Consider the following 12,851-nt stretch of genomic DNA (forward strand, 5'->3'; position numbering starts at 1 on the left):
ATTATTTTTCCTTTAGTGTTAAAGTATATACTCCTTCGTGTTTACGTTCAGTCCAATGCGTTCTTTCCAGGAACGCGCTGAAGGGTTTATTTTTTTCAGTGGGAATGAAACGGGCTGACAATGTGTGAAGGCCTGCTGATACAGCAAATTGCCGCAGGTCAGATAATACAGCATCTTCCACGCCTCTTCCAAGCACCCGGCAACTTAGCAGGAATGTATGCAGCGCCAGCACGTCCTTGTCAATGCTGCCAAGCAGCAGACCGGATATCCCATAATTTCCGAAACGATCCTCCACTTTTATAATACGGTTATATGCGGACGCATTTTTCGTTAGTGACATCATTTCAGAAATGCTTAACTGAATGCCATTCATGTTGAACTGGTTAGTGCGCTGAGTAAGTTGTACAGCACGTTCTATATCCATTTCCTCCAGCGGCAGCACATGTACCCGGATATTCAGGGAGCTGACAAACTCGTCCAGGCTTTGAACGTCTGCCTGCGCCTGTTGTCTTGCCTTTTCCGCCTTGTACATAAAATTGCGCTCACGGTCTTCTGCTGTAATATGCAACCTGTCGAAGGCCCAGTTATGATCCAGGAACGCGCTTATCTCCCCCGGGTCTTCAGGCAATTGCATGGCCAGTACTTCCGGACATCCTGCTGACACCTGGCCTATCTCAAATGGACTGTCGTCCAGGAATATGAAACTGTCCGGGCCCAGGTTAAGCTCCGCTGCAAGAGAACGCAGATTTTCCGCTTTATCATTCCAGTTGATCCGGTGCGCTGCAAAATGAGACCTTTGCAGTAACATGCCCGGGTGTTTATCAAACACTTCCCATACATCCCCCTCATTATTTTTGGATACTATCGTCAGGAGGAAACCTTCTTCGTACTTCTTCAGCAGAAACCGTTGCAAGGTGGAAAAGTTTTCGTCTATCAATACTTGTTCCGCACCAGCTTCTCCACAGATACCTCCCCACATGGTATTGTCACAGTCAACAGCGATCACCTTAAAAGGAGTGGTTTTCCAGGCGCGTACCTTTCTGGCGATGTAGGTTCCCAGGACTGCATAATATTCAGGAGTAAATGGCATATGACCTGCTTCATCAGCCTTACTGTCAAATATTTCTTCAACAGCATACAGTGTTGCCGCTTCCCTCAGATCCACCAGGTAAAACCCCGGCATACCGCCAAAAAATTCAGTAAGTGTCGTAATTACTTTGTGAAGCGTTGCATGGACATCCGGAAAGAGGCCACTATCAGCTGCAGGCGGTACAAGCGCTACGAGACAAGGCATAATACCCTGTTCCCTGGATAATCCGGCCACCAACATTAATTCATTGCAGGTTGCCTCCAGTAGAGATTGTTGTGCTGCTGCGTGCAGCATTCTGTTGTCGCGCAGCCAGTCTTCCGGACGGATGAATAAAACATTAATGCCTTTGTTATTATACAGTATGCTGTCCTTATCAATCATTTGCTGAAACACCTGGTTATACGGCGCAAAGCGCGGCTGCAGGTCTAAATTCAGTTCCCCGCTCCAGTAATTCAGGTATTCTTCAAGCGGTTCTGCCACAAAGGAAGCGCATATATTTACCGGCAGCCTGGCAAGCGAAGATGGTTCCGGGGCCCATGGCAGGTAAGTCAGCAGCGACTGTCCCTGTTGTTCCGTAACATCTGTCAACAATGACACATAGCGTTGCAGGAATGTCTGCATCCGTTCCCGGGCAAACAACCTGCTGTTAAAAGTGAAGTACAATTCCAGCTCTTCTCCTGCAGGGTAAACATCCAGTTTAAAATCAAGTACTGAACGGACGTCATCCTTTTGCGCGCCCTTATACAGCCTCATACGTATATCGGGGTTGTCATTTCCCCTACTATGAAGATCATTCTCTGCATGGAAGACGAGCATTGTATCGAAAAATGGATTGCGGGATACATCGCGCGTACTCATGCAGTTATCCACCATCAGGTCAAATGGATAGTCCTGGTATTTGTAAGCCTGCAGCAATGTTTGGTGCGTACGCTCCAGGTAATCTTCCAGCAGTTCTTCACCAGTTACCGTGAGGCGAACAGGTAAGAAATTAATGAATACACCCATTACATTTTCCAGGTCCACATGGTTACGGCCTGATACAAGCGAGCCTATGACCAGGTCATCCTGCTTACTGTAATGGCTGATCAGCAAACCGTATAGTGCAAACATGAGATTGTTAAGTGTGGTATTCCGGCGCTGTGCAAGCCTTCTTAACCCCGCTGTAACATCGGCCGGAAGCATATAGCTTAGCGACGATCCGGTAAACGTGAGTGTTTCCGGGCGACGGAAATCCAATGGAAAATCCAGCACGGGTATACCATCCCGGTACAACTGTTTCCAGTAATTACCCTGCTCTTCAAAAATACCTGTATGCCAGGCAGCATAGTCTTTATATTGAATGCGAAGCGCCGGCAACTCATTCCCGCGCCCTGTTGTATAATATGTGTAAAGATGCATGAGCTCTTTGGTCAATAGTCCCCTGGACCAGCCATCGCTAACGATATGATGCACCGTAAAAAGGAATATGTATTGCTCTTCCCCCATACGGATCAAAGTAGCTCTGAGCAGCGGGCCGTTCCCGAGATCGAACGGGGTATCTGCATCTTCTTTCATCCAGGTCTCCGCTATAGCAGCAGCATCAGGTATTCCACGAAGATCTCTCTCCTGTAATTCAAAACCCGTAGCATCTGCCGGCAGCACTTTCTGCATGGGCGTCTCATCCACTGTAAGGAAAACAGTACGTAAGTTTTCATGACGTGCTATCAATGTCATTAACGAGCGCCTGAATCCGTCCACCTGCAAGGGTCCTTCCAATACTACCGCTCCTGGTACATTATAAGCCGCAGTACCGCTGTCAAACCGGCTAAGCACCCATAACCGCTGCTGCGCATGGGAAAGTTCATAGTAAGGGCGCGCCTGCAACTGCGGAATGGAATTGAATTGCCGGGTTGCTGCTCCTGCTACAAATGCTGAGAGCTGCTCTATGGTAGGATAGGCGAATATCTTAGCGAGATCTATTTTAACGTTGAATTTCTTATGGACCTGTGAGGCCAGCTGTATGGCCTTCAGGCTGTGCCCTCCCAGGTCAAAGAAGTTAGATTTTATACCTATCATGGTCTTTCCCAATACCATCTCCCAGATAACAGCCATTTGCTTTTCCACTTCATTCCCCGGAGCCACATAAGCAGCATTATCGCTGCTTTCGGTAATGGCAGGCAATGCCTTCTTATCCAGCTTTCCATTGGCCGTTAGCGGCAGCTTTTTAAGCCATACCAGGTAAGTGGGCACCATAGGTTCAGGCAGGCGGGCGGATAAATATTCGCGCAATTGTTCAACGGTAAACGGACTATCGCTTTCATACCAGGCAGTCAGTTCCTTACCAAATTTTTCGTTATCCAGGGCAAGCACCGCCACCTGGCGTATGCCATTGTACTGTAATAAGGTCTGTTGTACTTCGTTAAGCTCTACACGGTAGCCGCGTATCTTCACCTGATCATCCTTTCTGCCAATGAATAAAATGTTTCCTGTAGCAGTCCACATGGCCTGGTCACCGGTGCAGTACATCAGCGTACCTGGTCTGAAAGGATGCGGTACAAATTTCCCGCGGGTGAGCTCTTCACGGTTCAGGTAGCCCAGAGACAAGCCCCTCCCTGCAATACACAGTTCTCCCGCAACACCCGGCGCCACGGGTTGATGATGCTCATCCAGGATGGAGATATAGCTGTTAGCAATGGGCTTTCCTATTACGGGCTGCGCCGCATACTGCCTGAACCGGCCTGTGTCTATAAGGGTGGCAATGGTACCAATAGTAGATTCGGTGGGACCATAATGATTCACCAGCCGGATATCCGGTTTAACGGACACCATCTGTTCCAGGTCCCTTACCCGGATAGGCTCGCCACCTACCAGCATGATCCGCAATGCACTTACGCCAAGTTCAGCCACATTGCCGGCATTCGTAATTACATGAAGCAGGGAAGGCGTGGTTTTTATAAAGCTGATACCTTGCTGTACAATATATGCAACCATTGTATCCGGTTCCTTTACATCACTTAAGGGTACCAGGTGCAGACATCCTCCGTTCAGCAACATGCCCCATATGCTTGTATAACCCAGGTCAAACGCAAAAGACGAAAGCAGTAAGGCGCTGTCATCGCGGCCTACCTGAAACGCATCCTGCAGCCAGCATACATAATTCACCAGCGCCCGGTCAGGGATCATTACTCCCTTAGGCTGACCGGTAGTTCCGGAGGTATAGATAACATAAGCCGGATCCTCTGTCTTTCTTAAAGATGAATGCTCACTGGTAGTATTTGTTGTGCATGCATCTTCCAGACATATTACAGCTCCATCATAGTCAGGAACCACCTGTTGCAATGATCTTTCCGTGATCAGCAAACGGGTAGCACTGTCCTTCAGAATATATTGTATGCGGGCAACAGGGTTCTCAGGATCAAGCGGAACATAGGCAGCTCCGGCTTTGATGATGCCCAGCATACCGATGATCATCTTTTCATTTTCTCCGCACATCAGGGCCACACGATCTCCAGCAGTGATCTGCAGTTCCTGTACCAGATATGACGCCAGCGCATTCGCTTTTAATTGCAGTTCTCCATAAGACAGCCGCTGATCGCCCGCTATTACTGCAGTAGCGTCCGGATGCAGGCGAACCTGCTCAGCCCACAATGCGTCTACAGTAAACGACCCATAGGGGAAATCCCTGTTAGTGTCATTAAACTGTTCCAGGAGTGAATGTATTGTTGCAGCAGGCAATACACCTACATCTGCCAGGCGAACATCGGATTGCGGCAAGCATTGCTGCACCATATATCTATATGCCATTGCCAGCAGACCAATGCTCTCTCTGCTAAAGGCCTGACGGTTATATTGAAAGTGTACCTGTAACTTATCTCCTTCGCGTATACAGCAGAGATGTATCTTATTTGCCACTGATGGCTGCTCACGCGCCAGGATGTCAAATACCGCATCATCCGCGAAGCGAACATGCATATCGGCAAATTCAAAAGAATAGGAAAAATGCGGACGAACAGGTATATAGGTAGCTTTATGCAGATCATTCGCTTCCAGCGCCCGGCTATAAGCTGCCAGGGCTTCACCAAAAGTCTGTTCGGGCCCCGGTTTGATGGCAACCGGCATACAACGCGACAACAAACCGATTGTATAGTTCAGTTCTGTAAAATCCCGACCGGAATTGGTATGCCCTATAGTGACCATTTGTTCTCCCGAAAAACGCCATAACAACCATTGCCAGCATACACCCAATCCTGCCTCCAGGGAGGCGGTATCAAAAGCACCAGGCAATTCCATCTCAGCTGAAAAACGGTCTTCCTCATATGCGGCCTTCAGATGCGGGTCTTCGTCAAAAGATAATGTTACCGGCGCTCCAGCCTGCTGCAGGTCCCGCCAATATGCATGGCCGTCTTCACTGCTTTCTGCCTCCATCAGCTGGTTTTGCCATTCGGAAAATTGGAGATAGGGCAACACTTCATGGCTGTTTCCAGGTTCTCCTTTCATAAAAGAGAGATACCCTGTTATGATGTGGTCTGCCAGTACGGTAAGGCTGCAAAAATCAGCACACAGCGCCGGCACGGTTACCGCGACTATTTGTTCCGGCGCAGGGCCGGCTATCACGTCCACGCGCATCAGTGGTCCGTTTTCCAGGTCAAACTGATGATCAGCGGCTTCCTTCAATAATCTGTCTTTCTCATTCAAGGGCACGTTCACCTGGTTTTCAAGCAAAACGAAACCGGCCGTATCATTCAGGGTCTGGACGGGCCATTCCTCTCCCTTTATATAAGTATAAGTTGTACGGAATATCGTATCCTGATCAATCACCCGTTCTAAAGCACCTTTCAGCCAGGACATGTTAATATGGCCATTCACCTGCATGACCAATTGGGCGCATGGCATGTTCATCCGGTGATATTGCTTCAACCATTCCCGCTGCTGCGGAGATAAGCTGTATGCTGTTATCGCATCCATAAATTATTTTTTCGTTGCTTGAATCTTCACTTATTAATCGACCCTTTTAAACAAGATCATTTGAGACATCGATGAATTATTCTCCATTACCCGGCCTATCATAAGATAATCGCCGGCATAACCGTACTCGCTCGCTATGTTCTGCGACCAGTTCATAAAAGCATCCTTTCCCCACTCAAATTTGTGATCCCAGTGGCGAAAGCCGTTCGGCAACATCTCCGGGACATATTTATTATAATCCGCGTTCGGAGTTGAGACCAGTACATGCCGGGGCCTGATAAAATCAAACACTACCTTTTCCAGTGTCTTAAGCGGTGCATCTTCCAGATGTTCGATCACTTCGATCAGCAATACTGTATCGAATTCCCTGAACCGCTGATCGCAGGTAGTTATATCTGCCTGCATGATCTCTACCCCGTCCACTGCTTCTAATCCTTTTAAACGCTCTACCGCTTTGGAGAATGGTTCGGTGTCAATTTCGACCCCACTGATCTTTTTAATGCCGTCATTTGCAGAAAGGTCATCCAGCACATGGAAAATGAACGCACCATCGCCACATCCCAGGTCTATGATCTTTTCACTATCCAACATGTTCAATTCCCCGAGTATCATCTCGTGCCGGATATCGTGCGGGGTTATCCTCCTGGCAGCAAAAAGCAGGAAGGTGTAGAGATCCGTCACCAGGTACCTGATACCAGCGCTTCGCTGAATATCCAGGACCTTACAACCTTCCAGCTCTTCATTTTCCGTAATAGTAAAATCATATCCTGTCCGGGAAAGATATTGCTTCACATAAGGCATTGTGTCTTTTGAAAACGCCTGTAACAGGGGGAAAGTAGCTTCGAATAATACGGATACTTCAAAGAGGTTCACGGCACTATTATCTGTAAAGAAATTCCTGAAAACCGTATAGAAAGAGCGGCTGGCCAGGCGGGCAAGCCTTTGAGGTATTACCTCTTCATCACTGCCGGGTGTATATGAAAAATTGAGTAAGAATGAGTATGCGGTGGTACTCAGTTCTACTGTCAACAGGCCACTGCCCATCTCCAGTCTCTTTGCTGTATTTGCTTCCAGGGCCAACAGGCTCTTCCATACATGGCTGTACCCGTCATGTATTTCTATTACCAGCAGGGTAATGGCGTTATTCATATTTTGCGTATTTTATCTGATACATTTAGAATCATATTATCTGCAGATGAGCTGCCGTCTACAAAAGCGTAGACCATATTTTCCAGCTCCTCATTCAGTTGGTAACCATACCGCTTAGCCAGGGCATGCGATACCCGTTTATAAACATCCATTTCTTTCAGCATCGCCTTTCTCATATCCTGTATGCTACTATGCGGGAAAATATGCTGCAGCTCCTTCACAAGCACTTCATCACACCATTCACGTATATTGGCACCATTATAAAACAGATCTGCCGCTGGTTGCAGTTCCCTGTACTGCCACTCGATCATTTCCAGCAGCAACTTTTTCACCAGGTTATCAAGCACCACCACGGCATAATAAAAATCCTCCCGGATCAGCTTTACCATGGCATGGTAGTTTGTTTGCCAGAATTGGCCGTAGTTCACATAGAATGCATAACTATCAGGAGCATCTTTTACAAGGCCTGCATTGTGATGATCAATTACCGACCGGATGACAGCATCTACGCCGGCATTGTCATACAACAGCTCATACCCTCTTTCCAGATCCCCGGCCATCAACTCCATTCTTCTTTGCACTCTTTTCCTGGAAATACCTGTCAGTAAGTAATTCCTCATTTTCTTCATCCGCAGGTAACGCCCTGTTTTTTTCAGCATCCTGTAAGGCATCAGTACCAGGTCAATGCGCAGTCCATTCTCCAGGATTATCATCAGCAGGTATCCTTTTCTATTTTGCTGTACAAAGAAGGACAAGACATTTCCCAGGTACTTTTCCCATACTTCCTTCCTGAGGAATAGCTGCGGCTTCCCTGTTATCATGTAGGCATCAAGATTAGAAAAAGCATCCTGCTTTCCCGCTCCTACAGAACCAAATGACAACAAGGCCTTCACCTGCTGATCATCCTTCGCTAAAGCACATAATTGCGCGGTAGCATTGCTCAGTCTTGCGCGTGCTGCATTTTCGGGCAATACGATTGGCTGGCTGACCAGCGCGTACACTCGCTGCTCCTGTTTTGTATCAAGTACATACCCTTTCCTATGTGCCAAAGCGGCCGCCTCCTCCCTGTAAAGAGACATGGTCTTCAACAATGCCTGCCGCATTTCATCCGGCCCGGAATGGGGGAACACGTCATACAATCTTTCTATTATTCCAGGGGTGCACCATTGGTATAATTTGGCGCCATTATAGTAAACATCAACCGTTTCATTCTTCTCCTGCCGTTCGGTAATAATATTCCATTCTATCAACCGGATAAGGTTCCGCTTTATTACATTGTCCAGCACGACAACAGCATAATAATAATCGCCCTTCATCAGCTTCAGGCTCATCCTGTGGCACATTTGCCAGAACTGGCTGCAATGCTGTTCGAATTTTTCGGCTGTTACAATATTTTCATCATCTGTCTTCCCTTCATTACTTTTAAAAATATCGTCAACGATCCGGGCGATGCCAACCTTATCGTATATGATAGTATACCCGCGCTTAAGAAAATAATGGAACTTATAGAGCTTTGCTTCTATAGCCTCTATGATATTATCAGGAAGTATTTTGTTTAAATGATATTCCTTCAGCAGGAAATAATATTTTCCTTTCCTGAATTCCGTTGCATTTACCACAATGATGTCGAGCGATAAGCCGTCTTTCATTATAATCCGGTTCATACGCACATTATTAAATTCTTCTCTCACCACTACTCTCGACAATACAGGATCAAGTTTTTCCAGCCAGCTACTGTCGTCCTGATCAAGATATTTTGATGGCGAAGTAGTGAACATAAACAGGTCGAGGTCAGAAAACTCATCCTGCTTTTTCCTGCTGGATGATCCAAAGGCAATGAGTGCCTGCACATCCTCATTATGCTGTGCGAAGGATTTAAATTTCCTTATTGCTTTCTCTAATTTATCTACCATAATTTCAGGGTCTCGGTATCCATTTCCTGGACGTTAATGAAAATATCTTTGGCGACCTTTCCATAATCAAACTTCACAATCCTGTCTGCATGTCTGAAATAGGCGTCATCATGTGTAACTGCGATGATTGTTTTGCGCTTCGCCCTCAGTTCCGGCAACAATCGCTCATAAAAGAATTTTCTGAAATAAGGATCCTGATCTGCCGCCCATTCATCCAATACCAGCACCGGCCTTTCTTCCAGCAATGCGAAGATCATTGCCATCCGCTTCCCCTGTCCTTTTGAAAACTTTTTACGGGCGGCTACATCGTCATTATTAGGGATGACTTTATCCAATTCCATTATTTTCAGCAGGCGTTCATACTCACCATTATTCTCCAGCGAGTATTGTTCATAGTGTTCATAAAAAAGATGATGATCACTAAAAACAGCGGATATATGATTCCGGTAATGCTGGTTGTCGCCCCTCACCTCTTTGCCGTTTAGAAAGATCTTTCCTTCATGTGGCGAAGAAATGCCTGTCAATAAGTTGATAAATGTGCTTTTACCACTCCCATTCCCACCAATGATGAACACCGTTTCGCCCTCATTGATGGTCAGATCTACGGGGCCCAGTGAGAAGGGCTTCTCAGACGAGGCTGATTGATAGTGGTATTTCACTCCTTCGAACCGCAGTTCCTCTAACCTTTTGCCGCCAGCTGCTACGTTCTCATCCGTATTACATGGTGGACTATTCTTTATATCTTTTAAGAAGGCCGAAATGCGTCTGTTGGCTACTATGCTTTTTGTATAAAAAGACTGCATAGCAATAAGGCTGTTAATAGGCCCACGAATAAAAAACAGTACAACAACCAGCGAAGACACCTGATCTTTTCCAAAGAAATGCATCACCGGCAGCACGAAGAGCACTACCCCTATCACCAGGTATAATCCATATTGGCTAAAAAGGTTTAACACCAGGTATTTACCTGCCACATATGATTCCACTTCGCTGGAAGTGGCGCGGTTAGGGCGAAGGAAGTTCTCATATAGTTTATTTCGCCTGGTATCGCTTAACTTCAGTTCTTTGAATCCCCGGAGTACATCATCAACGATCCGGAAGTATCTATCATTCAATTCACGCTGATGTTTTATTCTTCCTTCCAATTTTTTACTTGCCCAGAAGTACCCGCCGGCAATGGTCAGTATAATGGCCACAACAACAATGGTCGCGAACACAGATACTGTCAGGAAATAGAAAAGGCAGATAAGGAGTGTGATAATACTCGTAATGGTGGTAGCAACAATGCCGGGAAGGAAAGTGAATATCCTCATATCTTCAATGACCCCATATACCCTTTGCATACCTATCTTCTCCAGCTGACTTAAGCTTGACTGGAGAAAATACCTCATGATATTCATCTCGTTCTCATAGATCATCCTGTATGAATAAGCTATTATCTTCCGCTGAAAGAAAATATTCAACAGGAAAGAAATACCGACGATAGAAAAAAAGACAATGCCGAGTTTGTCCTGAAACATCATTTTCCTTCCTGATAAAATACCATTAACAATCACCAGGATACCCAGTGTCAACAAGGTATTAGGCACTGAAAACATCAGGAGGAAGAGTATTTGCCGTAACGATATTTTATACATGAAGCCTTTATCTTAATAATGTGAGATCCGCCTGATATGAGGCAGGGGACGGATTGCCGGAGATCAAGTCCTGCGGTGGAATAGTCATTTCTGATATCCCAGATCCGCAGTCAAGTGGTCACCGGTAACATCCTTTGTTTCCTTTAGCGTTAATTACTTTTGAGCGTTATTTTTCATGACGGTGCCGGGTATGCATCACATACCATCCAACAGGATATTTGCTCATTTCCTTGGTTTTACATTTTCGGGTAAAAAGAGAAATTCATTGGTTTGCAATATGCTTTTCCACAGCACAGATGCATAGGTTAAACAGATATGTGGATACTATTATTTTTGTAGCTATCGAATAAAGCTGTCGCTGTTGTTAACTGAAATATCAGCATTCATTCTTTTTGAGTCTGATGTAGGGTTATTCATAATACTTCGGGCTACTGCTTCTATATTTCCAACAACTACAATTTAACAAACTATTACTACTTACAAAAATATTCCAGTCTAAAATTCGAATATCTGAACATCTTTTTTCTGATACAGGAGTTCTTTTTCACCGAACAACCGCTCAGCAATGATCCCTCTCTGGCTACAGAGATCAACAAGACGGTTAGACTGGATAATAGGATTGGATTCATCCGTATACTTAATACTGCTGATAAATTCCAGCCATGGCTCCATGCCCATTGCATAAACATATACTTCCTTCGGATCGAAGATATCGACCAGCGCCATTCCCTTTGCACAATCAGATCCGGCAAGCCTGCGGCTGCCATCGTGTTCACGGCTGATCTTCTTTGTCATGAGCGGGCCATATAGCCATGTCAGCGGGGCGCCATCACATTCCATGCCCAGGAACATAACATCAACACTTCCTATCTGCTCCTTAACATGTTTATATAATGCCGGTTCAATGATCCGCGAATCAGCCAGGAATAACAATTTGAAGCCTCCTATCTCTACCAGGTAACAGGATTTGGTAAGAATATCCAGGTCGCTATGCTCGCCGGTAAAAGGAAGTCCGGTGATCACTGCATCCTCAAATCTCACTTCCTCCATTTCATCAATGGCTACCACATTCTTAAACCCTGCATTGATGAACATCATTTTCAGATCAGGATCTTCCAGTTTGCCGCCACAGGTACGCGGCACGATGAGATTGTTGATCTTGTGGCGCAGCGGCAGCAGCGTCTCAAAAAGAATATGGTCCTGGTGATTGTGTGTGATCAGTACATAGTCTATTACATCCGGCAGGTCTGCATCAGAAAAATGTTCTACATCAGAATGATATCCGTAATAACTGATCAGCGGATCTACTAATATGCTCACATCTTTCGTCTCTACCAGGATGCAGGCATGGCCAAAGTAACGCATACGTATCTTATCACCTGTATATTTCTGATAGGCCGGAGGAGCTGTGGCGGTTAGCAAGGCATCAAACAGGTGGTCCTGATCAGCAGTAATACCTAACATCTTTTTAATATAGGCAACATCCTGCGGTATTCGTTTCATCCTGGCCAATGCATCTATACCCGGGTGGTCAAAGGGTATCTTCAGGTGCAGGACATGCTCATCTTCCAGTCGCGGTGTGCTCAGGCAAAATGGCCTGTGGTCATTGTCCGTGATCCACAGTGCAATGCTCTGCGCCCCCCTTATATAATATTCACTTTTATAAAGTAATGATTCAAAAAAACGGAAGTCAGCATTATTGTTCCGGTCGTAGAACAACTCAACATATCCTTTCAGCATAGCAGGTACTTTTTCGTACAGCGTTTCCAGTCCGGCGCCATCTGCTTCATTTGCCAGCAGCCTGTCCAGCTCTTTTACAGCGGCCGCAAACTTCACCATGTGATGTTGTTCCTTCAGCGTACGTTCGTATAATGCCTTTACTTCATCCAGGCGGCTGATGGCTACATCCATGAAGGGCCCGCCCTTCATCTTCGGATTGGCTACTGCATTCACATGTATTTCCGGAGCCGAAATGAAAGATTCCATGATGGTTAAATGCCGGCCGGCAATATTCATTGCTGCAGTAGCAGGAGATACAAGATGGCTCCAGGCATACCAGTTGTCTACCAGTGGTTCAATTACCACGTTGGGCTTAAGAAACATTTTCTCACTCATATT

Annotated in this window: 5 protein-coding genes; all 5 read right to left on the reverse strand. The window is 46.0% G+C overall.

Annotated features, from left to right (window positions below):
- Window position 1: 1 nt before the first annotated feature.
- Window positions 2-6,034: a non-ribosomal peptide synthetase gene (locus tag MYF79_RS28115; RefSeq protein WP_247811192.1), complete on the reverse strand. Its 6,033-nt coding sequence runs from the start codon at window positions 6,032-6,034 to the stop codon at window positions 2-4.
- 33 nt (window positions 6,035-6,067) lie between these two features.
- Window positions 6,068-7,183, reverse strand: a complete 1,116-nt coding sequence (locus tag MYF79_RS28120; protein WP_247811193.1) for a methyltransferase — start codon at window positions 7,181-7,183, stop codon at window positions 6,068-6,070.
- Window positions 7,180-9,096 (reverse strand): aminoglycoside 6-adenylyltransferase, encoded by a 1,917-nt coding sequence (locus tag MYF79_RS28125; protein WP_247811194.1) that lies wholly within the window; start codon window positions 9,094-9,096, stop codon window positions 7,180-7,182. Before MYF79_RS28125 ends, MYF79_RS28120 begins: the two co-directional genes overlap by 4 nt.
- Window positions 9,090-10,733 carry a cyclic peptide export ABC transporter gene (locus MYF79_RS28130; protein ID WP_247811195.1) on the reverse strand — a complete coding sequence of 548 codons (1,644 nt, stop codon included), beginning with the start codon at window positions 10,731-10,733 and terminating at the stop codon, window positions 9,090-9,092. The genes MYF79_RS28125 and MYF79_RS28130 overlap by 7 nt, the downstream gene beginning before the upstream one ends.
- 495 nt (window positions 10,734-11,228) lie before the next feature.
- On the reverse strand, window positions 11,229-12,848 hold the full coding sequence (locus MYF79_RS28135) for an MBL fold metallo-hydrolase (protein ID WP_247811196.1): 1,620 nt from the start codon (window positions 12,846-12,848) through the stop codon (window positions 11,229-11,231).
- Window positions 12,849-12,851 lie beyond the last annotated feature (3 nt).

The sequence above is a fragment of the Chitinophaga filiformis genome, from assembly GCF_023100805.1.
GTDB classification, from domain to species: Bacteria; Bacteroidota; Bacteroidia; order Chitinophagales; family Chitinophagaceae; genus Chitinophaga; species Chitinophaga filiformis_B.